Raw genomic sequence first — 23900 nt, 5'->3', positions numbered from 1 at the left:
CACCCCAACCCCTCCCCTGAAGGGGAGGGGCTTATCGGGGGTTGGGCCATCACGACTCGACCCTTTCGCCTTGCTCGTGGCGGCTTTCGATGCGTTCGACCAGGCCGTCCTTGAAGTGCACGACGGTGCGCGCGAAGGCGGCCATGTCGGGTTCGTGGGTGACCATCAGGACGGTGATGTTCTGCTCCGCGTTGAGCCGGGTCAGCAGCTGCATGATCTCGACCGAGCGTTCGCTGTCGAGGTTGCCGGTCGGTTCGTCGGCGAGCAGCACGTCGGGGTTCGTCACCAGAGCGCGCGCGATCGCGACGCGCTGTTGCTGGCCGCCCGACAGCTCGGCGGGGGTGTGGTCCCACCAGTCCGCGAGCCCGACCGTGTCGAGGCTCGCCATCGCCGCCGCGCGCCGCGCGCGCTTCTCGTCGCCGCGATAGAGCAGCGGCAGCTCGACATTCTCGAGCGCGGAGGTGCGCGAGAGGAGGTTGAACCCCTGAAACACGAAGCCGAGATATTTGCGGCGGAGCAGCGCGCGCTGGTCGCGGTCGAGCGTCTCGACATGATGGCCGCGGAACAGGAACGTCCCCGCGCTCGGCACATCGAGACAGCCGAGGATGTTCATCGTCGTCGACTTGCCCGACCCCGACGGCCCCATCACCGCGACGAAATCGCCGCCGGCAATGTCGAGGTCGACGCCTTTCAGCGCCTGGAACATCGTCGCGCCCGCGCCGTACGTCTTGGTGACGCCGCGCAGCGAGATCAGGGGCGGATTACTGGCCACCGCCCCCGCCCTTGCTGGCGCCACCGCCGCGACGGCCACCGCCACCGCGCTTCGTCTCGTCCGAGCCGCTCGCAAGCTGGCCGGTGATGACCTGCGCGCCGGGCTGGAGATTGCCCGACAGGACCTCGGTCATCGTCCCGTTGGTGTCGCCGGTGGTGATCTGCACCGGCTGCGGCGTGCCGTCGGCGCCCTTCACATAGATGGTCTGCTGCGCGCCGCGGCCGAGCGTCGCGGTGCGTTCGGCCCCGCCGCCGCGCCGCGGCCGGAAGGTCAGTGACCCGGCAATGCCGCCGCCTGCATCGCCCGACGCGGCAGTCGGCTTGAAGCGGAGCGCGGCGTTGGGGACGAGCAGCACGCGCTGCTTGTCCGAGGTGACGATATCGGCAGTCGCGGTCATCCCCGGGCGCAGCGTGAGCGACGGATTGGCCACGGTCAGATCGGCGGCGTAGGACACGACCTGGCCGGTGGTGGTCGTCGTGCTGGTGCTCGAACTCGACGACGTCGCCGAGCTGACCGTCAGGTTCGAGCCGAGATCGACACGCGTGATCGTCGCGGGGAAGGTCTTGCCGGGAAAGGCGTCGACGGTGAAGTTGGCGCGCTGGCCGATCTTGACCTCGCCGACGTCCGCCTCGTCGATCGCGACCTCGAGCTTCATCTTGGTCAGGTCCTCGGCGATCACGAACAGCGTCGGCGTGTTGAACGACGACGCGACGGTCTGGCCGGGATCGATCTGGCGCGCGAGCACGACGCCGGTTACCGGCGAGCGAATGATCGCGCGCGCGCGCTGCGTCTGGCTCTGCGCGAGCGCGGCGCGGCTGGCGACGACATTGGCCTCGGCGACCTTCTGCGCGGCGAGCGCGCGCTGATAGTCGGCGCGGCCGGCCTGAAGCTCGGTCTTGGACGGCACGCGCCCGCCCGACAGTCGCGCGACCTCCTCGAGCCGGTTGAGCTGTGCGCGCGATTCGGCGACGGTCGCCTGCGCCTGGTTCACCTGCGCCTGGTTGGCGGCGAGCTGTGCATTGCCCTGGCGGATCTGGTCATCGAGCTGTTCGGGATCGATCAGCGCGAGCGGCTGGCCCGCGACGACGCGGTCGTTGACGTCGGCGACCACCTTGGTGACCAGCCCCGACAGCTGCGACCCGACCGTCACCTGGTTGGTCGGCGCGAGCTTGCCCGTCGCGGACACCGTCACGGTCAGGTTGCCGCGCTCGGCCGCCTGCGTCGAATATTGCGTCTGCTCCTTCGCGCCGAAGCATTTGGCGAGCAGCAGGCAGAGCAGCACGACGCCGACCGCGATCGCGACCCATTTGATGTAGCGTTTCCAGGGGGCCTGCGGCCTCACGCCCAGAAAATCGTCGATCGATGCGTCGGCCATCAGCGTGCCTCTGGATTGGAGATGGGCGCTTGCGGGATCACGGTCGCGTCCCAGCCGCCGCCAAGCGCGGCATAGAGCGCGACCAGCGCGGTCGCGGCGTCGGCGCGCGCCTGGGTCGCGCCGTTGCGCGCGGACAGCAGCGCGACCTCCTGCTGGTTGAGCGTGGTGAAGTCGGTCAGCCCCGTGCGATACTGGCTGCGGCTGAGGATCGCGGAATTGTTCGCGGCATCGAGCGCGATGGCGAACTGGCGCTCGCGTTCCTGCGCGGTCTGGAGTGCGACGACCGCATTCTCGACATCCTCGAGCGCGGTCAGCACGGTCGACTTGTAGAAGGCGAGCGCGCCGTCGGCGGCGGCCTCGCTGGTCCGCACCTGGCTGCGCAGGCGGCCGCCGTTGAAGATCGCCTGGGTCAGCCCCGCGAACAGCCCGCCGGTGATCGCATCGCCGATATTGCCGATCGAGGTCGCGTTGGTGTTGATGTTGCCGGTGATCGCGAGCGCGGGATAGAGCTGGGCCTTGGCCACGCCGATCCGCGCGGTGGCGGCGGCGAGCGCGCGCTCGGCCGAGCGGATGTCGGGACGCTGGCGCAAAGTGTCGCCGGGAATGCCGACGCCGACCGCCTTCGGCCCGACCGGGATCGGCTTGACCGGCGCGAGCAGCGGCCGGAGCGCGCCCGGCGCCTGTCCGGTCAACACGCCGATCCGCGCGACGGCTGCGGCATATTGCTGGTCGAGGCTCGGGATCGTCGCCGCGGTCTGTGCCCGCTGCGCGCGCGCCTGTTCCTGGTCGAGGCTGGAGACGAGCCCCGCCTGGACGCGGAACCCGGCGATCTCGAGATTGTCGTCCTGGATCGTCAGCGACGCGCGCGCATTGGCGAGCTGCTGCTGGTAGAGCCGGGCGAGCACATAGTTGCGCGCGACCTCGCTCTCGATCGAGATCAGCACGGTTGCATAGTCGTAGCCCGAGGCTGCGTACTCCGCGCGGCTCGCCTCGATCGTGCGGCGGATCTCGCCGAAGACGCCGACCTGGTAGCTGGCGCTCGCGCCCAGCGTGAAGCTGTTGGTGCCGCCGCCGCCGGTATCGACGACGGTGCCGTCGGGCAGCGTGAACGACCGCCCGCCGCCGCGCAGATTCTCGTTGCGCTGATAGCCGCCCGAGCCGCTGAGCGTGGGGAGCAGCGAGGCGCGGTTCTGGATCAGGCTCTCGCGCGCCTGGCGGAGGCGGGCGACGCTCTGCGCGATGTCGAGATTGGTCGCCGCCGCCTGCTCGACGAGCTGGCCGAGCACGGGGTCGTCGAACCGCTGCCACCAGCGCGTCAGATCCTCGGGACTGGTCGCGGGGGTGACGGAATAGGCGTCTGGCACCCCCAGCTCGGCCGCCGCCTTCGGACGATAATCCGGCCCGACTGAGCAGCCGGCGAGCAGGACGGGCATGAGGAGGAAAGCTCGGACGCGGGACATGGGCGGCAGGCATGACGCAATGCCCCTTCCCTCGTCCAGTGGTTTCGTGTCGCAACCTGTCGCAACCGGGGCGAGCTGTGGGTGGGGGTTGGGTTGGTGACGGCCCCGAAGCATCGCCCCGATGCCCAACGCCTGCTATGACGGCAATCGAACCGCACCCGTTCCAATTTTGCAGTGCAGCGGAACGGAGCGTCACAGCCGGGGGTTAGACGACCATGCTTGCCGAACGCCAGCCTGCGACTGAAGTCCTCGCACCCCCGCCGCACGTCCGCGACGACGCCAGCCTGTTCTTCGATTTCGACGGCACCCTGGTCGATCTGGCCCCGACCCCCGATGCGGTGGTCGTCGACCAAGGTCTGCTCGACCAGCTCGACCGGCTCGCCGTGCGCTTCCCGGCGCGTGTCGCGATCATCAGCGGGCGGTCGATCGCGCAGCTCGACGCGATGCTCGGCCAGCATGCGCGCCGGTTCGCGGTCGCGGGCAGCCATGGCGCCGAACGCCGCACGCCCGAGGACGGCCATGTCGCCGCCGAACGCCCCGCCTCGCTCGAAACCGCCGCCGAGGCGCTGCGCGCTTATGCCGAGGCGAATGCGCTGGTGTATGAGGCCAAGTCGCTCGGCGCCGGGCTGCATTACCGGATGGCGCCGGCGTTCGAGGCAGATGCGGTAAGCCTCGCCGAGGATCTTGCCCGCACGCACGGCCTGACGCTTCAGCGCGGCAAGATGATGGTCGAGCTGCGCACCCCCGGCGACAAGGGCGCGGCGCTGCGCGACCTGATCGCCGCGCCCGCGCTGGTCGGCAGCCGCCCGTTCTTCTTCGGCGACGACGTCACCGACGAGGATGGTTTCGTCGCCGCACACGCGCTGGGCGGCGCCGGAATCCTGATCGGCCCCGAACGCCCTACCGCCGCCACCTACCGCCTCGACGATGTCGCGGCCCTTCGCGGCTGGATTGCCGCCATATTGGAATCATGATGACCGCTACCCAGTCCGCCAGCAGCCTGACCCCGTCCGGCCCGACCCCCGACATGAACCTGTGGCCGATCGGCAATTGCCAGGTGTCCGCGCTGATCGACAGGACCGGCACGTTCGTCTGGGGCTGCGTGCCCCGGGTCGACGGCGACCCCGCCTTCTGCGCGCTGCTCGGCGGCGACGCACCCGAGACGGGCCTGTGGGCGATCGAGCTCGAGGGCAGCGCGAAGACGACGCAGGCCTATATCCGCAACACCCCGATCCTGGTCACCCGGCACGAGGACGAGGCGGGCAACGCGGTCGAGGTCACCGATTTCTGCCCGCGCTTCGTGCGCGAGGGGCGGACCTATCGCCCGACCAGTTTCGTGCGGATCGTCAAGCCGGTCGCGGGCAGCCCGCGGATCCGGATCCGCCTGCGCGTCGCGACTAACTGGGGCCAGCCGACCACGCATACGCAGGGGTCGAACCATATCCGGTTCCTGATGGACGACCAGACGCTGCGGCTCACCACCGATGCGCCGGTCGGGCATATCGTCGGCGAGCGCTGGTTCCGGCTCGAACGGCCGATGCACCTGTTCCTGGGTCCCGACGAGAGTTTTGCCGGCGTGCTGCACGAGGCGGCCGAGGCGATGCTGACGCGGACCAAGGACGAATGGCGCCACTGGGTGCGTGGGCTGGCGACCCCGGTCGAATGGCAGGACGTCGTCATCCGCGCAGCGATCACGCTGAAATTGTGCCAGCACGAGGAGACCGGCGCGATCGTCGCCGCGCTCACCACCTCGATCCCCGAGCATGCGGGGTCGGAGCGCAACTGGGATTACCGCTATTGCTGGATCCGCGACGCCTATTACACGGTGCAGGCGCTCAACCGGCTCGGGGCGCTCGACGTGCTCGAGGGCTATCTCGAATATCTGCGCAACATCGTCGATGCGTCGAAGGGCGGGCATGTCCAGCCGCTCTACGGCGTCGGCGGCGAAGCGACGCTGGTCGAACGCGTCGCGCCCGCGCTGCCGGGGTATCGCGGCATGGGTCCGGTCCGCGTCGGCAACCAGGCATACGAGCAGATCCAGCACGATGCGTACGGCCAGATCATCCTGTCCGACGTCCAGGCGTTCTTCGACCAGCGGCTGTTCCGCATGTCGAGCCACGAGGATTTCAAGAGCCTCGAGCTCGTCGGCGATCGCGCCTGGGAGACCTATGACAAGCCCGACGCGGGGCTGTGGGAGCTGCGCACCAAGGCGCATGTCCACACCTATTCCGCAGCGATGTGCTGGGCGGCGTGCGACCGGCTCGCCAATGCGGCGGGCGTGCTCGGGCTCGAGGATCGCCGGACGTTCTGGAACGCGCGCGCGGACACGATCCGCAAGACGATCGAGACCTCGGCGTGGCGCGAGGAGACGCAGCGCATCTCCGCGACGTTCGGTGGCGACGATCTCGACGCGAGCCTGATCCAGCTGCTCGACCTGCGCTTCTTCGCGCCCGACGATCCGCGTTTCCAGTCGACGCTGAAGGCGGTCGAAGAGGGTCTGCGGCGCGGAAGCCACATGCTGCGCTATGCGACCGAGGATGATTTCGGCCTGCCGCATACCGCGTTCAACGTCTGCACCTTCTGGCTGATCGAGGCGCTGCATGCGACCGGCCGGACCGCGGATGCGTGCGCGCTGTTCGCCGAGATGGTCGCGCGGCGCACGCCCGCGGGGCTGTTGTCCGAGGATATCGACCCCAATACCGGCGAGCTGTGGGGCAATTATCCGCAAACCTATTCGCTGGTGGGGCTGATCAACTGCGCCGTCCTCCTCAGCAAACCCTGGAGCGCCGTACGATGAGTCGCCTGGTCGTCATTTCGAATCGCGTGCAATCGGTCGACGCGCCGTCGGGCAACCAAGGCGGCCTCGCGGTCGCGCTGCTCGCGGCGCTGCGCGAAAAGGGCGGGGTCTGGTTCGGCTGGTCGGGCGCGACCACCGAGACCTTTACCGGCCATATCAACTTCCAGCAGGGCAAGGGCGTCACCACCGCGACGATCGATCTTGAGGAACAGGATTTCGACGAATATTATAACGGCTATGCGAACCGCACGCTGTGGCCGCTGTTCCATTACCGGATCGACCTGACCGAGTTCGAACGCGACTTCTCCAGCGGCTATGCGCGCGTGAACAAGCGCTTTGCCGAGACGGTGCTGCCGCTGATCGAGCCCGACGATCTCGTCTGGGTGCATGATTATCATCACGTCCCGCTGGGGCGCGAGCTGCGCAAGCTGGGGGTCGAGAACAAGATCGGCTTCTTCCTCCACATCCCCTGGCCGCCGATGGCGATGCTGCTGTCGCTGCCGAGCCACCGCGCGCTCGTCGAATCGATGTTCGCCTATGACGTGGTCGGGTTCCAGACGCAGGACTGGCTCGACAGCTTCCTGCATTACGTCACCAGCCAGCTCGACGGCGTGGTCGGCGAGGATGGCTGGGTGACGGTCGGCGACCGGACGATCAAGGCGATCACGACGCCGATCGGGATCGAGACAGCGGATTTCGAGAAGTCCGCGAGCAGCGACACCGCGCGCCATGCGAAGGAGCGGATGTACATGTCGGCGACCGGGCGCAGCCTGATCGTCGGCGTCGACCGGCTCGATTATTCGAAGGGGCTGGCCGAGCGCTTCTCGGGCTATGAGCGGTTCCTCGCGTCGCACCCCGATCACCGCGGGCTGGTCTACATGCTCCAGATCGCGCCGCCCTCGCGCGAGAAGGTCGACACCTATCAGGAGATCCGCGCGAACCTCGATTCGATGTCGGGGCGGATCAACGGCGAATTCTCGGACATCGACTGGACGCCGATCCGCTACGTCAACCAGGGCTTCCCGCGCGACGTGCTGGCGGGGATCTACCGCGCGGCACGCGTCGGGCTGGTGACGCCGCTTCGCGACGGGATGAACCTGGTCGCGAAGGAATATGTCGCGGCGCAGGATCCCGAGGATCCCGGCGTGCTGATCCTGTCGCAATTCGCGGGTGCGGCGGCGCAGCTGTCGGATGCGGTGCTCGTCAACCCGTACAGCCCGGAGGAGATGTCCGACGCGATCGCCCGCGCGCTCAAGATGCCCCTCGCGGAGCGCAAGGCGCGCTGGGAGAAGCTGATCGACAATGTCCGCAAGGAGGACGTGATGTGGTGGTGCGAACTGTTCATCACCGCGCTTGAGGATGCGCCGGAGCATGTCGAGGCGTAACTAGCTTCGTCATCCCCGCGCAGGCGGGGATCAAGACTGGCTACCCCCGCGAGTCCCCTCCACGGCCAGCCAATATGGATCCCCGCCTCCGCGGGGATGACGGCTTGAGCGGGGATGACGGCTTGAGCTGGGATGACGGCTTGAGCTGGGATGGTGCCGAGCGGCGACGGGTTCTCCTCAAAACCCGTCATCCTGACGAAACAGGTGGCGTGCGCCGCGCCCGCGTTACGACGCGACACCCCGCACCGGGTCCGGGGCCATCAGCAGACGGCCGCGGGGCATCGCCTCGGGCATTTCGGCCGTAATATACGCCAGCATCGCCTCGCGGACGTCGCAGCGCAGGTCGAACGCGACCGAGGCGTTCTTGGCGGTCATCAGCGCGCGGAGTTCGACCGCGTCCGCCTTCATGTCGGTGACCTGCAGGTTGAAGAACCGGCCGTCCCAGCGCGGATTGGCCTTCACCACCTCGGCGAGCTTCTCGCGCAGGCGGGGCACGTCGGTCGACGGATCGACATACCAGAAGACCGAGCCCATCAGCTGGCTGGTCTCGCGCGTCCAGTTCTGGAAGCTCTGTTCGAGGAACTTCGACACGGGCACGACGAGGCGGCGTTCGTCCCAGATCTTGATGACGACGAAGGTCAGGTTGATCTGCTCGACCCGTCCCCATTCGCCGTCGACGATCAGCACGTCGTCGAGCCGGATCGGTTCGGTGAACGCCATCTGCACGCCGGCGATCAGGTTCTTGAGCGCCGGCTGGGCGGCGGCACCGACGACGAGGCCGGCGATACCCGCCGACGCCATCAGCGTGACGCCGATCGAGCGGATGCCGGGGACGCTGAGCAGCATCAGGCAGACGCTGATGAAGATGATGAAGAAGGTGCCGATCCGGCCGAGGATCGCCGCACGGGTGCGCTTGCGCCGCGCGCGCAGATTGTCCTCGACGGTGATGTCCGAGCGGATCTCGATCACGTCCTGGAATGCGCGCAGGGCCGCGACCGCGAGCCAGCCGAGCAAGGCGGGGACGAGGAAGCCGAGGATCTGCTTCCACAATTCCTCGATATCGTCGTCCATCGGCAGGATCCGCGCGACGAACGCGACGCTGACCGCGACGAACACCGCGCGCAGCGGCCGGCGGACGCGCGCGAGGACGAGCCCGTCGGTCTTGGCGGTCGACCGCCGCTGCGCATGGCCGGCGATCCGCATCGTCAGCCAGTGCGCGACCAGCGCGAAGAGCACCGCCGCGGAGACCACGGCGACGCTTTCCAGCCAGACCCATTCGGGTGGTATGTGGAGCGATCTGAATATGCGCATGACAGCGCAACGGTGCGGGTGCGGGGATGTTCCGCTGCGGTGCAGCATGGGCGCGCGCGCGTTGGATATGCGCACCTCCCCGGCGGAGGCCGGGGCCCAGTTGGAAAGGTCGCAGTAATGCAAGGCGGCCCGTCGTTACCGCCGTCCCCCAACTGGGCCCCGGCCTTCGCCGGGGTGGTGTGCTTTTCTGACGCGGGTCGCTCGCAAACACCCGTCTTCCCGGATGACGCGCCCCCGTGATCATGCCACAAGACAGCGACCATGATCGCCCGGAGAATCAGACGCTTCCTGAGCGAGGAAGACTGGACGTTCGCACCCCACGAACTGCCCGTCCTTCCCGGCTCACCGGGCTCGCCCGCGCATCCGCGGCATCGCCAGATCGCTTATGCGCTGATCGGCATTTTGCTCGGGCTGACGGTCGGGTTCGGCAATGCGCTGATCAGCGCGAACACCTATACGCTGCAGGGGGCGCTCGGCCTCGATCCCGCCGAGATCGCATGGCTGCCGACGGTCTATGTGATGACGAACGTCAGCATCAACCTGCTGATGATCAAGTTTCGCGCGCAGTTCGGGCTCAGGCCGTTCGCGCTGATCTTCCTCACGCTCTACGTGCTGGTGACGCTCGCGCATCTGTTCGTCCACGGGTTCGCCACCGCGATCGCGGTGCGCGCGATCAGCGGGATGGCGGGCGCCGCGCTGAGCAGCCTGTGCCTCTATTATGTGATGCAGTCGCTGCCCGCGAAATGGCGGCTGAAGGCGGTGGTGCTCGGCATCGGCATCCCGCAATGCGCGACGCCGCTCGCGCGGCTGTTCTCGCCCGACCTGCTCGCCATGTCGCAGTGGCGGACCTTGTATCTGTTCGAGCTGGGCCTCGCGTTGCTGTCGCTCGCCGCGGTCGCCGCGCTGCGGCTGCCGCCGACGACGCGGAGCAAGGCGTTCGAGCCGCTCGACTTCCTGACCTTCGTGCTGTTCGCGGGGTCGACCGCGCTGTTCGCCGCGGTGCTCGGGCTCGGGCGGATCCTGTGGTGGACCAATGCACCGTGGATCGGCTGGGCGCTGATCGTGGCGATCCCGATGTTCGCCGCCGCGATCGTCGTCGAGCATCACCGCGTCAACCCGCTGCTCAACACCCGCTGGCTCGGCAGCGCGGATATCCTGCGCTTCACCGTCGTCATCGTGATGGCGCGGATCGTGCTGTCCGAACAGACCTATGCCGCGGTCGGGTTGCTGACCGTGCTGGGGCAGAACAACGACCAGCTCATCCCCTTCTTCCTGATCATCTTCGTCGCCTCGGTCGCGGGCGTGATCGCGAGCGCGGTGACGCTCGACGTCGAGCGGCTCGGCCACCCGATCATGCTCGCGATCGGGCTGGTCGCGGTGGCGGCGTGGTTCGATTCCTATGCGACCAGCCTGACGCGCGCGCCGCAGATGTACGTGACGCAGGCGATCATCGGTTTCTCCGCAACCTTCTTCCTGGGCCCGGCGCTGCTGTTCGGGATGACGCGCGCGCTGAAGGAGGGTGCGGGGCACATCATCAGCTTCATCGCGCTGTTCGGGATCATCAACTCACTCGGCGGGCTCGGCGGCACCGCGCTGCTCGGCAGCTATCAGGTGGTCCGCGAGAAGGCGAACAGCGCAGCGCTGGTCCAGCAGATCTCGCCGACCGACCCGATCGTCGCGCAGCGCATCGCCGCGGGCGGCGCCGCGGTCGGCCGGGTGATCGTCGACCCGACGCTGCGCAGCGCGGAAGGTGCGGCGATTTTGTCCCAGACCACGACGCGCGAAGCAAACGTGCTTGCCTATGCCGACGTCTTCCGCTTGGTCGCGATTCTCGCCGGAGGGACGTTCGGGTATCTCGTCTTCCTGATGGTGCGACGCCAACGACGCGAACGCCGTGCGCGACTTGAGAGGACGACATGACCGACGCCCGCAGCCCGGTGGCAGAAGGACCCGCGACGGAGGAGAAACAGGCGGAGACGGCCGCCGCCGCGACCGCCGCGCCTGCGCCCGCCCCCGCCGCGACGCCCGCCACCCCGGTCGGCTCGGGCTGGCGACCGCAGCCGCCCAGCCCGCGCGTCATCGGCGTCATCGTCCTGCTCGTGATCGCGGGCGTCTGCGCGGTGCTCGCGGCGTGGCGGCTGCCGCCGTTCGCGACGAGCTACCAGTCGACCGACAATGCCTATGTCCGCGGCCGCACCACGGTGATCAGCCCGCAGGTCAGCGGCTATGTGACACAGGTGCTCGTCCGCGACTTCGCCGATGTGAAGGCGGGCGATCCGCTGGTGAAGATCGACGACCGCATCTATCGCCAGCGGATCGACCAGGCGCAGGCGCAGGTCGACGCGCAGGCGGCGACGCTGTCGAACAGCCTGCAGACGGCGCGCAGCCGCCAGGCGAGCCTCGCCGCGCAGGACGCCGCGGTCGCCAATGCCGCCGCGCAGCTGATGCGCGCGCAGGCGGACATGGCACGCGTCAACGACCTCGTCACCGACGGCTCGGTCAGTCTGCGCGAACGCGACCAGACGCTCGCCGCGCTCCGCCAGGCGGAGGCGCAGGTCCAGCAGGCCAAGGCCGCGCGCGAGATCGCCCGGCAGGACATCCGCACGGTCGAGGTCGGGCGCGGCGGCCAGGAGGCGGGCGTCTCGGGCGCGGAGGCGGCGCGCCAGCTCGCGCGGATCGACCTTGCCAACACGGTGATCCGCGCGCCCGAGACGGGGCGGCTGAGCGAGGTCGGGGTCCGGCTCGGCCAGTATGTGACCGCGGGGTCGCAGCTGATGTTCCTCGTGCCGCCCGAAACCTGGGTCATCGCGAACTTCAAGGAAGCGCAGACCGCGCGGATGGCGGTCGGCCAGCCCGCGTCGTTCACCGTCGACGGGCTCGCGAACGAGCGGCTGACCGGGCGCGTCGAGCGGATCTCGCCCGCGGCGGGGTCCGAATTCGCGGTGCTGAAGGCGGACAATGCGACAGGCAACTTCACCAAGGTGCCGCAGCGGATCGCGGTCCGCATCCGCGTCGATCCGGGCCAGCCACTGAGTGCGCGGTTGCGGCCGGGGATGTCGGTGCAGGCGCGGGTCGATACGGCCGGCGGGCCGGGGCCGCGGTGATGCAGCCCCGGTTCGACGCTCGGCGCTCGTCCTGTTCTCCCGCGGAGGCGGGAGCCCAGCCTGGGTCCCCGCCTTCGCGGGGAGACATTTTTGCAGAGACGGTAAACAGCACAAAAACGTCCACCCCGGCGAAGGCCGGGGCCCAGTTGGGGGACGGCGATAACGGAGCACTGTCCGCCGTTACCGCGGCCTTCCCAACTGGACCCCGGCCTTCGCCGGGGTGGTTGCAGGGGATGCGGGCGATACCCGACGTTTCGTGCGCGTCCTGTTCTCCCGCGAAGGCGGGAGCCCAGGCTGGGTCCCCGCCTTCGCGGGGAAACATTTTGGTAGGGGCGGTAAGCCAAACCAGGATTCCCACCCCGGCGGAGGCCGGGGCCCAGTTGGGGGACGGCGATGACGTAGCGCTGTCCGCCGTTACTGTGGCCTTCCCAACTGGGCCCCGGCCTTCGCCGGGGTGGTGGCGTGTGTGGCGGGGCGTGCGTGCGTGGCGGCGCGAACACGCATGGCGGACAGGCGCCGCCCTCCCCCTCGCGCTGCTCGCCACCGCGTGTATCGGCCCCCGCCCCGAGGCGCCCGCCGCGACCGTGGTCGCGCCGCCGCCGGCGTGGCGGACCGCGCTGGGGCCGGGTACGCCGATCCGCGCGGACTGGTGGAGCGCGTTTGGTGATCCCGCGTTGACGAGCCTCGTCGCGCGGGCGCTTGCCAACAACCCCGATCTAGGGGCGGCCGCGGCGCGGATCGACGAGGCGCGGGCCGCTGCGCGGCTGGCACGGGCGCAGCAGACGCCGCTGGTCAACGGATCCGCGCCCGGTACCACCGGGCAGACCGTCAGCGCGCTCGGCACGCCGTCGGATGCGATCGGCGCGCAGCCCGCGGTCAGCATCAGCTATGATCTCGACCTGTTCGGCCGGCTGCGCCAGGCAAGCCGCGCGGCGCAGGCGCAATTGCTCGCGAGCGAAGCGTCGCGCGACACCGTCCGGCTCGCGATCGCGAGCAGCGTCGCGACCGGCTACATCACGCTGCGCGCGCTCGACCAGCGGCTTGCGGTCGCGCGCCAGACGCTCGATGCGCGTGCCGAGGGGCTGCGCATCGCCCGCCGCCGGGCGGAGACCGGCTACACCTCGAACCTCGAGCTGCGCCAGGCCGAGGCGGAATATCACGCCACCGAACAGCTCCTCCCCGCCGCCGAACTGTCGATCAGCCGCCAGGAAAACGCGCTGAGCCTGCTGCTCGGCAATGTCCCCGGGCCGATCCCGCGCGGCCTGCCGCTCGACCGGCTTGCCGCGCCCGCGATCCCCGACGGGCTGCCCGCCGACCTGCTCCGCCGCCGCCCCGATCTCTATCAGGCGGAACAGACGCTGGTCGCGACCGACCGCTCGCTGGACAGCGCGCGCGCGGCGATGCTGCCCAATCTCGCGCTCACCGGCTCGGCGGGCGTCGTGCTGTCGAGTGCGCTTGCTGACCCGATCGCGGTGTTCTCGATCGGCGCGAGCGTGCTCAGCCCGATCTTCGACGGCGGACGGCTGGGCGCGCAGGCCGATGCCGCGACCGCACGCCGCGACCAGGCGGCGTTCGCCTATCGCCGGACCGCGCTGCAGGCGTTCCGCGAGGTCGACGACAGCCTTGCGGGCGTCCGCCGCTCGGGCGAACAGGCCAATGCGTTCGCCGCGCAGCGCGATGCGCTCGCGGGCGCGCTGCGCAACGCGTCGAACCGCTACCGCGCGGGCTATTCGGCCTATATCGACCAGCTCGATGCGCAGCGCGGGCTGCTGACCGCGGAGCTGTCGCTGGTCCAGGCGCGCGCGGACCGGCTGACGGCCTATGTGACGCTCTACCAGGCGATGGGCGGCGGCTGGTCGCGCGACGATGCGGCGATCGTGCAGCGCTGAGGAGGGTTACGCAGGACGCCGCCTGCGGCCCTGCCCCCGCATTCGCACGCGAAGATCTGCATTTTCCTGCCACAGTTGATGCATAAGCGGGTGCCATGAAGGCCATCATCCTTGCCGCGGGCCACGGATCGCGGCTCCTGCCGCTGACGCTCAGCACGCCGAAATGCCTGGTGCAGGTCGGCGGGCGGGCGATCCTCGATTCGCAGCTCGACGCGGTCGCGGCGGCGGGATTCGATGGTGCGGTGATCGTCGGCGGCTACCGTATCGACCAGATCGCCGCGCATCTGGCCGGGCGGCGCGGCGACCCGCCGACGACGCTGGTCTTCAACCCCTTCTGGTCGGTTGCCAACAGCATCGGCAGCGTCTGGGCGGCGCGCGCGCATCTGGGCGCCGCGTTCGCGCTGATGAACGGCGACACATTGTTCGACGCCGCGATCCTGCAGGCGGCGCGTGCCGAGCCCGCGCCCGGCGTGACCCTGGTGGTCGAGCCGCTCCACGAACCCGGCCTCGACGACATGCTGGTCGAGGCGGAGGGCGAGCGGGTGATCGCGGTCGGCAAGCATCTGGTCGGGCATCAGGCGACCGACCGGTCGCTCGGGCTGATCCTGTCGGGCGGCGGCACCGCCTATGCCGACGCGCTGTGCGCGGTGATCGGCGAGGACGAGGGGATCCACGCCTATCACCACGCGGTCGTCCGCCGCGTGGCCGAAGGGGCCGGCGTCCGCGCGCTGCGGATCCCCGCCGGCGCGCGCTGGCAGGAGATCGACCGGCCCGAGGACATCGCCCAATGGCAGGCGTCATGACCCGGAAGGTCGCTTTCCTGTTTCTCGGCGAGACGTTGCTGATCCCGCATCTCTACCCGATCGTCGAGGCACTCGCCGCTGCCGAGCCGACGCTGCCGATCGAATTGTGGGTCAGCACCTCGGTCCACGAGACGCTGCTTGCACGCTGGAGCAGGGGGCTTGGGCAGGTCACTATCCGGCGCGCGCCGGGGTTTCGCGCGCTGCCCGGCTATGTCGAGGGCGACAACCCGCCGCTCCCGCCCAAGCTGCCGACGCTGTTCCGCCTCCTGCCGCATCTGCTGGGCACGCCGGTGGTGGTGTGCGCCGAACAGACCAGCCTGTGGCTGCCCGCGACGCTGCCGCTGCGGACGCGGTTCATCGACACGTTCCACGGCGCGGGGTCGATGATGGCGCGCGGGCATTGGCGGCGGCGCGCAGGGTGGCGCACCTTGGTCGCGGCCGAGCGCGACCGGCAGGCGCTGATCGACGGCGGCGACGCGCCCGAGCGGATCGTCACCACCGGCTATGTGAAGGCCGCGTTCCGCCAGCGTACCCCCGCCGCACGGCTGTTCGCCGATCCGCGGCCGGTGATCCTCTACACCCCGCACTGGCAGGCGCACCGTTCGTCCTGGTGGCGCTGGGGGCCCGAGGTGGTCGAACGCATCCTCGCCGACGGGCGCTACAATCTGATCTTCGCGCCGCACCAGCGGCTGGTCGAGCGCGTGCCCGAGCTGCGCGGCTTCGTCGCCGGGCTCGCCGGCCGCGCGGGCGTGCATGCCGATCTCGACAGCTTCGCGATGGTCGATGGCAGCTACACCGCCGCCGCCGACCTGTATCTCGGCGATACGTCGAGCCAGGTGGTCGAATATATGATGCGCCCGCGGCCCTGCGTGTTCCTGAACGCGCTGGGCGCCGACTGGGTGGACGATCCCTCTTATGCGATGTGGGGCGCAGGCGCGGTGGTCGACAGCCTCGACGCGCTGATCCCGGCGATCGACGCAGCGCCCGTGCTGCACCCCGGATATCGGGATTTCCAGACGCGGTTCGTCGAGACCGCGCTCGGCGACGTGTCGGGCGGCGCACCCGCGCGCGCGGCGCAGGCGGTGCTCGCCGCGCTGCGCTGAACCAGCCCGGGCTCGCAATCCGCGCGCAATCGGCTATCGGGCAGCGGATGCAAGACATGCCAGCACTCGTGCCCCTGGGCGACAATCCGACCCTACTCTGGGGGATGCGTAACGACGAGCGGCTGCGTCGGATCGGCGTGGCGCAGGGCTTTGCCGGCAATGACGCGGCGGACGGCGCGGCGATCCTCGCCAACATGGCGTTCGCGTTCGACCCGGTCTGGACCGCGCATCTGAAGACGCGCCCCGGCACCGTGATGACGCGCGCGGGCGTTCCCGTGCTGGCGCATGTCCGGACCGCCGAGGAGCGCGCGCGGGTCGCCGCGGCGATGCACGCGGACGCAGCGCTCGACGCCGCCAGCGGGCTGACGCTCATCGCCGCCGAGTCGGACGAGGGAATCCTCAACGAGGCGCTGCGCAAGCGCGAAAAGCCGTTTGCCGAGCGGCTCGTCCCCGCCGCGGTCCCCGCGATCGAGCGGGCGAGCTATGTCGGCGCGTACAAGGGCGTCACCGACCTGCTGACCAAATATCTCTGGCCCGAATGGGCGCTGGCGATCACCCGGGTCTGCGCGCGTGCGGGGATCACGCCGAACCAGGTCACCGCGATGGGATCGGTCCTGTGCATCGTCGCGACGATCGCCTTCTGGTATGGCTGGTTCTGGACGGGGCTTGCGACCGGCCTCGTCTTCATGGTGCTCGACACCGTCGACGGGAAGCTCGCGCGCTGCACGATCACCGCGTCGAAGCTCGGCAATGCGTGGGATCACGGCGTCGATCTGGTCCATCCGCCCTTCTGGTGGTGGGCCTGGGCGGCGGGCTGCGCGCCCTATGGCCGGCCACTCGACGATGCGACGTTCTGGGCGGTGATCGGCACGATGCTGTTCGGCTATGTCGCGCAGCGGCTGATCGAGGGGGCGTTCATCGTCCGGTTCGGGATGCACATCCATGTCTGGGAACGGTTCGACAGCTGGTTCCGGCTGATCACCGCGCGGCGCAACCCGAACATGGTGATCCTGTTCGCGGGGCTGGTCGTGACGCGGCCCGACTGGGGGATCATCGGCGTGGCGGCGTGGACCGCGATCTCGCTGGTCGTCCATCTCGTCCGGCTGTTCCAGGCGATGGCACGGCGCGCGAAGGGCGGCGCGATCACGAGCTGGCTCGCCTGATCGCGTCGAACGCCCCGACCCGCCAGCCGCGACTTGCCGCACCGCACCGCGCGCTTTAGGGGCCGCAGGGCGCATGACCCAGGCCCCCGCCCCTTCCCCCACGACCAAGGATTTCGGTGGCGTGCTGCGTTCGGCGGCGCGCAACCTGGGCTGGCTGCTCGCGAGCCGCAGCGTGCTGGCGATCCTGTCGCTCTTCTATCTCGGCTTTGCGACGCGGACATTGGGGGTCGTCGATTTCGGCCGGTTCGCGCTGATCACCGGTGCGGTCCAGGCGCTGACGACGTTCGTCGGCTTCCAGACGTGGCAGATCATCGTCCAGTACGGCGTCCAGCCGCTCCACGACGGTGACAGCCCGCGGCTCGCGCGGCTGTTCCGGCTGGCGGCGCGGCTCGACCTGTCGAGCGCAATCCTCGGCGCGCTGCTGACGATCGGCATCCTCCAGATCTGGGCGAACGCGTTCGGCATTCCGCGCGACCTGATGCACTACACGCTGGTCTTCGCGGTGATCCAGCTGCTGACGATCCGCTCGACCCCGCTCGGCATCCTGCGGCTGCGCGACAAATTCTCGCTCTCCGCGCTCGCCGACAGCATGACGCCGGTGATCCGCTTCGTCGGCGCGGGCGCGGCGATGCTGTTCGACCCGACGATCCGCGGCTTCATGATCGCCTGGGCCGCGGCCGAGCTGGTCACCGCGGCGACCTACTGGATCATGGTGTGGCGCAGCGGCGACTTCGCGCTGATGCTCGGCGGGCGCAGCGGCTGGCGCGCGCTGGTCGCGGAAAATCCCGGCGTAGTGAAGTTCGCGCTGAGCACCAACGCCAGCGCGACGCTCGGCCTGTCGAGCAAACAGATCCCGCTGCTGCTGGTCGGTGCGTCGATCGGCCCCGCCGCGGCGGGCGCGTTCCGGCTCGCGGCACAGGTCGCGCAGGCACTCGCCAAATTGTCGCAGCTCCTGTCGCGCGCCGCCTTCCCCGAGATCGTCCGCGCGGTGCGGACCGCGGCGCCCGAGCGGCTGCGCTACATCCTCGTGCGGACGATGCTGGCGAGCAGCGCGGCGGCGCTCGCGATCCTCGCGGTCGTCGCGCTGATCGGTGAGCCGATGCTTAAACTGGTCGGCGGCAAGTCGTTCGGCAGCGCCTATCCGGTGCTCCTCTGGCTCGCGGCGGCGGGGTGTTTCGACCTGGCGACGGTCAGCCTCGACACCGTGCTGACCGCGGTCAACCGCGCGGGCACGGTGTTCGCGATCCGCGTCGTCGGCGTCGTCCTGCTGTTCATCGGCGCGTTCGCGCTGATGCCGCTCTATGGCTCGTCCGGGGTGGCGATGGGCGTCGCGATCGGCTCGGTCGCGGTCGCGATCCTGCTCGGCTTTGCTGCGGCGAATCTGACGCGCAGCCGTCCCTGAGGGCGGCACGCCCCGCCGCGGTCGATAAAGCGCGGGTTCACAGAGCCGACGTCATTGGCCTCCAAATTGCCGTTATGCGATTGCAAGGGTCCCCCATGACGAATCTGCCTCTCCTGCTCGCGCTCGCCGCGGGTGCAACGCTCGCCTCGACGTCCGCGGCTGCCGCGGAGACGTGCGTCGGCACGCCCGGGAACGGCGCGGCCAAGCTCGTGCTCGAGGCGACCACGCTGCACAATGCGGTCGGCGAGGTCGCGTTCACCGTCTATCCCGACGACAAGGGCCGGTTCCTGTCCAAGGGCGGCAAGCTGGCGCGCGCGCGCGTGTCCGCCGCGCAGCCGCATGCCTGTTTCTGGCTGAAGCCCGGCTATTACGCGATCGCGCAATATCATGACGAGAACAGCGACCATGATTTCAACCGCACGCTGTTCCTGCCCAAGGAGGGGTTTGGATTTTCGAACGACGCCCCCACATCGGTCGGCCTGCCCTCCTTCGCGTCGGCGCGGGTGGCGCTGCCGGCCGGGGGGACGGTCGTGCGGATGAAGATGCGGTATCGGCGCTAGCGTCGATCAGGGGCAGACGTGCCATAAAAATGTAGCGATACTAGCCTGCGACAGGTAGCCAAGAGTGTGAGCGACGCCGTTTCCAATTTCCAGGCCTTTGATGGCATGCCGTTTCCAGCGGCCAGACGCGGCGCGGGACCGGACGTGACCGCGCGCAGTGCCGCGTCGCAGATCCGCACCGGGATCATCTGCAACCCCAAGAGCCACCGCAACCGCAGCAGCGTCGAGGCGACGCGGCCCTTCGTGTCGGGCACGGTGCTCGCGGTCACGCCGCGGACCCAGGCCGAGCTGGCCGCGGTGCTGACCGATTTCGCGCAGCACGGGATCGAGCTGCTGGTGATCGACGGCGGCGACGGCACGATCCGCGACGTGCTGACCGCGGCGGCGACGGTGTGGACGGGCGCGATGCCGCGGGTCGCGATCGTGCCGTCGGGCAAGACCAACGCGCTCGCACTCGATCTCGGCATCCCCGATCACTGGACGCTCGACCAGGCGCTCGCCGCGGCGCGCGACGGCGCGAGCATCGTCCGTCGCCCGGTCGAGGTCGAACGCGCCGGCACCGGCCAGAAGCTGCGCGGCTTCCTGTTCGGCGCGGGCGCGTTCGTCGAGGCGACCGGGCTGGCGCAGCGCGCGCACCGCGCTGGCGCGTTCAAGGGCTTCGCGGTCGGCGTCGCGCTAAGCTGGGCGATCGTCCAGACCCTGTTCGGTCGCGCATCGGGGATGTGGCGCGCGGGCAACCGGATGCACGTCCGCTACGATGCCGCCGCCGATGCCGGCCGGGTCGCGGATACCGACACGCATCGCTATATCCTGCTCGCCTCGACGCTGACGCGGATGCCGCTGGGCGTCCAGCCGTTCGGCGCGGCGCGGGACGGGCTGAAGACGCTGCTGGTCGATGCGCCGCCGCGCTGGCTCGCCGCCGCCGCGCCGCTGATCGTCGCGGGGTCGCCGGCCAAATGGCTCGACCGGGCGGGCTATCACCGGATCGATACGCCCGCGCTCGACGTGACGATGGAGGCGGGCTTCATCCTCGACGGCGAAGTCTATCCGGGCGGCGCGCTGACGATCCGCCAGGCGGCGCCGATCAGCTTCGTCGTTCCGTGAGCGCGACGCTCGGCGCGCTGGTGCGCGACCAGCTCGTAACCCCGGTGATCCCCGCGGTGCGGCGCGTCGCCGAGGCGCTCGCAGCGACGCCCGGCGCGGTCGGCATCCTGTTCTACGGCTCGAACCTGCGGACCGGCGCGACCGAGGGGGTGCTCGACTTCTACGTGCTGACCGCGGGCGCGCCCGAACGCGGCATCTGGCCGACCGTCAGCTACCGCGAGTTCGACGAGGCGGGCGAGACGCTGCGCGCGAAGATCGCGACGATGCGGCTGTCGACCTTCGCCAGGGCGGCGGACGCCGGGACGCTCGACACGACGATCTGGACGCGGTTCGTCCAGCCCTGTGCGCTGGTGTGGTCGCGCGATGACGCGACGACCGCGCGGATCGCCGAGGCGATCGCCGCCGCCGCGCGCTCCGCCGCGCGGTTCGCCGCCGCGCTCGGCCCCGAGACGGGCACCCCGCGCGACTATTGGCGGGCGCTGTTCCGCCAGACCTATGCGGCCGAATTCCGCGTCGAAAAGGGCGGGCGCGAGGATCAGATCATCGGTTTCGACCCAGACCGCTATAACCGGCTGCTTCCGCTCGCCTGGGCAGCGGACGGGATCGCGGTGACCGCCGAGGGCCAGGCGCTGCGCCCTGCCCTGCCGCCCGCGCGCCGCGCCGCGGTGCTGCGCGCGTGGCGACTGCGGCGGCGCGCGGGCAAGCCGATCAACATCGCCCGGCTGATGCGCGCCGCCTTCACCTTCGACGGGGCGGCCCGCTACGGCGCGTGGAAGATCGAGCGGCACACCGGGATCGCCGTGCCGCTGTCGCCCTGGGCCGAGCGGCATCCGATCCTCGCCGCGCCCGGCGTGCTGTGGCGCGTCTGGCGCGCGCGGCAGGCGGCATGACGGACGCCGTGCCTACCCCGTTCAACGCGCTGATCCTCGCCGGGTCGCGCGGCGGCGTCGATCCGCTCGCGGCCTATGCGGGCGTCGCGCACAAGGCGCTCATCCTGCTCGAGGGACGGACGTTGCTCGCGCGGGTCGCGGACGCGCTGCGCGAGGCCGGCGCGGGCGTGATCGCGGTATCAGTATCGGACGACGTGGTGCGCGATCATGCGGTCGCGCTGGGGCTGCGGGTGCTCGACGCCGCGAGCGGCCCGAGTCTGAGCGTCGGCGACGGGATCGCCGCGCTCGGCACCCCGCTGCTCGTCACCACCGCGGATCATGCGCTGCTCCGCCCCGAATGGATCACGCGGTTCCAGGCCGACATTCCCGCCGACGCCGATGTCGCGGTGCTGCTCGCGCGCCGCGACGTGGTCGAGGCGGCGGCGCCGGGGACGCGGCGCACCTATCTCCGCTTCGCCGATGGCGGCTGGTCGGGGTGCAACCTGTTCCGCTTCGCCACCCCCAGGTCGATCGCCGCGATCGATCTGTGGCGGCAGGTCGAGGCGGATCGCAAGCGGCCGTGGCGGATCGTCCGCCGGCTCGGCCCGGGGCTGTTGCTGCGCTATGCGCTGGGCCGGCTGACGCTCGGCGACGCGATCGCGCATCTCGGGCGCAAGGCGGGGCTGGTCGCGGCAGCGGTCGCGACGCCGTACGGGCTGGCCGCGGTCGATGTCGACAAGCCCGCCGATCTCGACCTCGTCCGATCGCTCCCGCCCGTCCCGCGATAACGCTATCGCGCGGATTTGGGGTCTATTCGCGACCCCCCGCTTCGTGCGAAAGCGCGCGCATGATTGCACCGACCTCGCCTCCGTCCGCCCCACGGGCCCGCATGACCGCGATCGGCATTTATGGCAGCGCCGGCCGGATGGGCCGCGCGATCACCGACGCGATCGAGACCGCGGGCGCGACGCTCGCGGGCGGCGTCGATGCCGGCGATGACCCCAGCCCGCTCGCCGCCGCCGCCGACGTGCTGGTCGACTTCTCGACCCCCTCGGCGATCGAGGCGCATCTCGCCGCCGCGCGCGCGGCGGGCACCGCGCTGGTCATCGGCACGACCGGCCTGACCCCGCAGCACCAGTCGCTGATCGACGCCGCCGCCGCCGACATCGCGATCCTCCAGACCGGCAACACCTCGCTCGGCGTCACGTTGCTCGGCATCCTGGTACGCGAGGCGGCGGCGCGGCTCGGCCCCGACTGGGACGTCGAGATCGTCGAGATGCATCACCGGCACAAGGTCGACGCGCCCTCGGGCACAGCACTCCTGCTCGGTGAGGCCGCCGCCCGCGGGCGCGATTCGACGCTCGCCGAACTGCGCGTCGACAGCCGCGCCGGGCTGGTCGGCGCACGCAGCGAGGGGACGATCGGTTTCGCGTCGCTGCGCGGCGGATCGGTGATCGGCGACCACAGCGTGATCTTCGCGGGCGAAGGCGAGCGGATCGAGCTCAACCACCGCGGCGACGATCGCAGCATCTTCGCGCGCGGTGCGGTGCGCGCCGCGCTCTGGCTCGCCGACCAGCCCGCCGGCCGCTACCGGATGGGCGACGTGCTGGGGCTGTGAGCCAGTGAAGAAGGCCGACGTCGTCGACTTCTATGCGCGGCTGGCCGAGGCCGATCCGCATCCCGAGACCGAGCTCGAATTCGTCAATCCCTACACGCTCGTCGTCGCGGTCGCGCTGTCCGCGCAGGCGACCGACATCGGCGTCAACAAGGCGACGCGCGCGCTCTTCCGCACCGCCGACACGCCGCAGGCGATGCTCGCGCTCGGGATCGACGCGCTGAAGGAGCACATCAAGACGATCGGCCTGTACAACACCAAGGCCAAGAACGTCATCGCGCTGTCGCAGATGCTCGTCGACGAGCATGACGGCGTCGTCCCGAACGACCGCGCCGCGCTCGAACGGCTGCCCGGCGTCGGCCGCAAGACCGCCAATGTCGTGCTCAACGTGGCGTTCGGCGCGGAGACCTTCGCGGTCGACACGCACATCTTCCGCGTCGGCAACCGTACCGGCCTCGCGCGCGGCACGACCCCGCTCGCGGTCGAACTGAAGCTCGATGCGGCCACCCCCCAGCCCTTCCGCCTCCACGCGCATCACTGGCTGATCCTGCACGGCCGCTATGTCTGCAAGGCGCGCACGCCGGAATGCTGGCGCTGCCTCGTCGCGGACCTGTGCGCGTTCAAGCCCAAGACCCCGCCGCCCAAGCTCACCGCCAAGATCGGCGCGGCCAAGAAAATGGCTGGCGCACCCGACTAGGCTTTGCTACGCGCACGCCTCAGGCACCCGTAGCTCAGCTGGATAGAGCGCTGCCCTCCGAAGGCAGAGGCCACTGGTTCGAATCCAGTCGGGTGCACCAATTCCGTTCCGCTATGTACGCGGACTGCGCTTAGCCGACCGCCTCCACCCGGTACCGCAAATTGACCGCCCCGGCGGCCAATTGTTCGCATCCGAGCAGTGACAGCGTCACCTTGCCCTTCAGACCGTCGCCCGCCGCGACGATCCGCTCCGCGTCGGCGCCGCCGTCGAGTCCGGGTGCGATGACGAGGCTGAGTTCGTCGACCAGGCCAGCGGCTAGGAACGACCCGTTGATGCCGGCGCCGCCTTCGAGCAGCAGTGTTTCGATGCCGAGTTCGCGGCGCAGCGTTGTGAGCGCACCGGCGAGGTCGCTCTCGGGCCGGATAACCGCGCCCATGGAACGGTCCGCGCGCCGGTTCGTCGAGCAGGGACCAGCCCGCCGGCGACCCCGA

21 protein-coding genes and 1 tRNA gene are annotated in these 23900 nt (G+C 70.0%); 17 read left to right on the top strand and 5 right to left on the bottom strand.

Annotated features, from left to right (window positions below; genetic code table 11):
• Positions 1-49 precede the first annotated feature (49 nt).
• The 3 genes from C8J24_RS09650 to C8J24_RS09640 are packed head-to-tail and all read right to left on the bottom strand — an operon-like array spanning position 50 to position 3580.
• Entirely contained in the window at positions 50-706 is a 657-nt protein-coding gene (locus C8J24_RS09650) for an ABC transporter ATP-binding protein (protein WP_081874217.1), read from the bottom strand.
• 55 nt (positions 707-761) lie between these two features.
• Entirely contained in the window at positions 762-2147 is a 1386-nt protein-coding gene (locus C8J24_RS09645; protein WP_031440132.1) for an efflux RND transporter periplasmic adaptor subunit, read from the bottom strand.
• On the bottom strand, positions 2147-3580 hold the full coding sequence (locus C8J24_RS09640) for an efflux transporter outer membrane subunit (RefSeq protein ID WP_234387473.1): 1434 nt from the start codon (positions 3578-3580) through the stop codon (positions 2147-2149). The genes C8J24_RS09645 and C8J24_RS09640 overlap by 1 nt, the downstream gene beginning before the upstream one ends.
• A gap of 242 nt (positions 3581-3822) precedes the next feature.
• On the opposite strand from C8J24_RS09640, the gene otsB reads away from it, so the two are divergent.
• The 3 genes from otsB to C8J24_RS09625 are packed head-to-tail and all read left to right on the top strand — an operon-like array spanning position 3823 to position 7789.
• Positions 3823-4581, top strand: coding sequence for a trehalose-phosphatase (gene otsB, locus C8J24_RS09635; RefSeq protein ID WP_107932003.1), 759 nt, complete (start codon positions 3823-3825; stop codon positions 4579-4581).
• Entirely contained in the window at positions 4581-6404 is a 1824-nt protein-coding gene (locus C8J24_RS09630) for a glycoside hydrolase family 15 protein (protein ID WP_236559002.1), read from the top strand. The genes otsB and C8J24_RS09630 overlap by 1 nt, the downstream gene beginning before the upstream one ends.
• Entirely contained in the window at positions 6401-7789 is a 1389-nt protein-coding gene (locus C8J24_RS09625) for an alpha,alpha-trehalose-phosphate synthase (UDP-forming) (RefSeq protein ID WP_031394052.1), read from the top strand. The genes C8J24_RS09630 and C8J24_RS09625 overlap by 4 nt, the downstream gene beginning before the upstream one ends.
• Before the next feature lie 225 nt (positions 7790-8014).
• On the opposite strand, the gene C8J24_RS09620 is transcribed toward C8J24_RS09625, so the two are convergent.
• A complete protein-coding gene (locus C8J24_RS09620; protein ID WP_107932002.1) occupies positions 8015-9100 on the bottom strand; it encodes a mechanosensitive ion channel family protein in 1086 nt (361 codons plus the stop codon).
• Positions 9101-9361: 261 nt separating this feature from the next.
• Here C8J24_RS09620 and C8J24_RS09615 point away from each other — a divergent pair, with 261 nt between their 5' ends.
• From C8J24_RS09615 to C8J24_RS09550, 14 genes are all read left to right on the top strand, one after another.
• Positions 9362-11020 carry an MFS transporter gene (locus C8J24_RS09615; protein ID WP_031440138.1) on the top strand — a complete coding sequence of 553 codons (1659 nt, stop codon included), beginning with the start codon at positions 9362-9364 and terminating at the stop codon, positions 11018-11020.
• On the top strand, positions 11017-12204 hold the full coding sequence (locus C8J24_RS09610) for an HlyD family secretion protein (RefSeq protein ID WP_107932000.1): 1188 nt from the start codon (positions 11017-11019) through the stop codon (positions 12202-12204). The genes C8J24_RS09615 and C8J24_RS09610 overlap by 4 nt, the downstream gene beginning before the upstream one ends.
• 533 nt (positions 12205-12737) lie before the next feature.
• Positions 12738-14093 (top strand): efflux transporter outer membrane subunit, encoded by a 1356-nt coding sequence (locus C8J24_RS09605; protein WP_107932762.1) that lies wholly within the window; start codon positions 12738-12740, stop codon positions 14091-14093.
• A 95-nt stretch (positions 14094-14188) separates the two neighbouring features.
• Positions 14189-14896: a phosphocholine cytidylyltransferase family protein gene (locus C8J24_RS09600; RefSeq protein WP_107931998.1), complete on the top strand. Its 708-nt coding sequence runs from the start codon at positions 14189-14191 to the stop codon at positions 14894-14896.
• Positions 14893-15999, top strand: coding sequence for a hypothetical protein (locus C8J24_RS09595; protein WP_146163670.1), 1107 nt, complete (start codon positions 14893-14895; stop codon positions 15997-15999). Before C8J24_RS09600 ends, C8J24_RS09595 begins: the two co-directional genes overlap by 4 nt.
• 56 nt (positions 16000-16055) lie before the next feature.
• On the top strand, positions 16056-17162 hold the full coding sequence (locus C8J24_RS09590; RefSeq protein ID WP_420894104.1) for a CDP-alcohol phosphatidyltransferase family protein: 1107 nt from the start codon (positions 16056-16058) through the stop codon (positions 17160-17162).
• Positions 17163-17235: 73 nt separating this feature from the next.
• A complete protein-coding gene (locus tag C8J24_RS09585) occupies positions 17236-18564 on the top strand; it encodes a lipopolysaccharide biosynthesis protein (RefSeq protein WP_056679744.1) in 1329 nt (442 codons plus the stop codon).
• Between the two features lie 95 nt (positions 18565-18659).
• Complete coding sequence (locus tag C8J24_RS09580) at positions 18660-19124, top strand: DUF2141 domain-containing protein (RefSeq protein ID WP_056679741.1); 465 nt, start codon at positions 18660-18662, stop codon at positions 19122-19124.
• 66 nt (positions 19125-19190) lie between these two features.
• Positions 19191-20228: a diacylglycerol/lipid kinase family protein gene (locus C8J24_RS09575; RefSeq protein WP_107931994.1), complete on the top strand. Its 1038-nt coding sequence runs from the start codon at positions 19191-19193 to the stop codon at positions 20226-20228.
• Complete coding sequence (locus C8J24_RS09570) at positions 20225-21118, top strand: hypothetical protein (protein WP_107931992.1); 894 nt, start codon at positions 20225-20227, stop codon at positions 21116-21118. The genes C8J24_RS09575 and C8J24_RS09570 overlap by 4 nt, the downstream gene beginning before the upstream one ends.
• Complete coding sequence (locus C8J24_RS09565) at positions 21115-21885, top strand: nucleotidyltransferase family protein (RefSeq protein ID WP_107932758.1); 771 nt, start codon at positions 21115-21117, stop codon at positions 21883-21885. The genes C8J24_RS09570 and C8J24_RS09565 overlap by 4 nt, the downstream gene beginning before the upstream one ends.
• Positions 21886-21986: 101 nt before the next feature.
• Positions 21987-22715, top strand: coding sequence for a 4-hydroxy-tetrahydrodipicolinate reductase (dapB, locus tag C8J24_RS09560; RefSeq protein WP_056405144.1), 729 nt, complete (start codon positions 21987-21989; stop codon positions 22713-22715).
• Positions 22716-22719: 4 nt separating this feature from the next.
• The gene (nth, locus tag C8J24_RS09555; protein WP_107931990.1) at positions 22720-23409 is read left to right on the top strand and encodes an endonuclease III; all 690 of its coding nucleotides are present in this window, start codon (positions 22720-22722) and stop codon (positions 23407-23409) included.
• Between the two features lie 23 nt (positions 23410-23432).
• Positions 23433-23509 (top strand) — tRNA-Arg (locus tag C8J24_RS09550).
• Between the two features lie 30 nt (positions 23510-23539).
• On the opposite strand, the gene C8J24_RS09545 is transcribed toward C8J24_RS09550, so the two are convergent.
• The gene (locus tag C8J24_RS09545) at positions 23540-23845 is read right to left on the bottom strand and encodes a dihydrofolate reductase family protein (protein WP_107931988.1); all 306 of its coding nucleotides are present in this window, start codon (positions 23843-23845) and stop codon (positions 23540-23542) included.
• Positions 23846-23900: the final 55 nt, after the last annotated feature.

The sequence above is a fragment of the Sphingomonas aerolata genome (genome assembly GCF_003046295.1).
GTDB classification, from domain to species: domain Bacteria; phylum Pseudomonadota; class Alphaproteobacteria; order Sphingomonadales; family Sphingomonadaceae; genus Sphingomonas; species Sphingomonas aerolata.
This window is presented reverse-complemented; position numbering and strand designations above follow the sequence as displayed.

What these genes read in the sequence shown, in the direction of transcription:
- C8J24_RS09650 (WP_081874217.1), bottom strand. Translation starts at nt 706, where the DNA reads ATGTTCCAGGCGCTGAAAGGCGTCGACCTCGACATTGCCGGCGGCGAT.
- C8J24_RS09645 (WP_031440132.1), bottom strand. Translation starts at nt 2,147, where the DNA reads ATGGCCGACGCATCGATCGACGATTTTCTGGGCGTGAGGCCGCAGGCC.
- C8J24_RS09640 (WP_234387473.1), bottom strand. Translation starts at nt 3,580, where the DNA reads ATGCCCGTCCTGCTCGCCGGCTGCTCAGTCGGGCCGGATTATCGTCCG.
- otsB (WP_107932003.1), top strand. Translation starts at nt 3,823, where the DNA reads ATGCTTGCCGAACGCCAGCCTGCGACTGAAGTCCTCGCACCCCCGCCG.
- C8J24_RS09630 (WP_236559002.1), top strand. Translation starts at nt 4,581, where the DNA reads ATGACCGCTACCCAGTCCGCCAGCAGCCTGACCCCGTCCGGCCCGACC.
- C8J24_RS09625 (WP_031394052.1), top strand. Translation starts at nt 6,401, where the DNA reads ATGAGTCGCCTGGTCGTCATTTCGAATCGCGTGCAATCGGTCGACGCG.
- C8J24_RS09620 (WP_107932002.1), bottom strand. Translation starts at nt 9,100, where the DNA reads ATGCGCATATTCAGATCGCTCCACATACCACCCGAATGGGTCTGGCTG.
- C8J24_RS09615 (WP_031440138.1), top strand. Translation starts at nt 9,362, where the DNA reads ATGATCGCCCGGAGAATCAGACGCTTCCTGAGCGAGGAAGACTGGACG.
- C8J24_RS09610 (WP_107932000.1), top strand. Translation starts at nt 11,017, where the DNA reads ATGACCGACGCCCGCAGCCCGGTGGCAGAAGGACCCGCGACGGAGGAG.
- C8J24_RS09600 (WP_107931998.1), top strand. Translation starts at nt 14,189, where the DNA reads ATGAAGGCCATCATCCTTGCCGCGGGCCACGGATCGCGGCTCCTGCCG.
- C8J24_RS09595 (WP_146163670.1), top strand. Translation starts at nt 14,893, where the DNA reads ATGACCCGGAAGGTCGCTTTCCTGTTTCTCGGCGAGACGTTGCTGATC.
- C8J24_RS09590 (WP_420894104.1), top strand. Translation starts at nt 16,056, where the DNA reads ATGCCAGCACTCGTGCCCCTGGGCGACAATCCGACCCTACTCTGGGGG.
- C8J24_RS09585 (WP_056679744.1), top strand. Translation starts at nt 17,236, where the DNA reads ATGACCCAGGCCCCCGCCCCTTCCCCCACGACCAAGGATTTCGGTGGC.
- C8J24_RS09580 (WP_056679741.1), top strand. Translation starts at nt 18,660, where the DNA reads ATGACGAATCTGCCTCTCCTGCTCGCGCTCGCCGCGGGTGCAACGCTC.
- C8J24_RS09565 (WP_107932758.1), top strand. Translation starts at nt 21,115, where the DNA reads ATGACGGACGCCGTGCCTACCCCGTTCAACGCGCTGATCCTCGCCGGG.
- dapB (WP_056405144.1), top strand. Translation starts at nt 21,987, where the DNA reads ATGACCGCGATCGGCATTTATGGCAGCGCCGGCCGGATGGGCCGCGCG.
- C8J24_RS09545 (WP_107931988.1), bottom strand. Translation starts at nt 23,845, where the DNA reads ATGGGCGCGGTTATCCGGCCCGAGAGCGACCTCGCCGGTGCGCTCACA.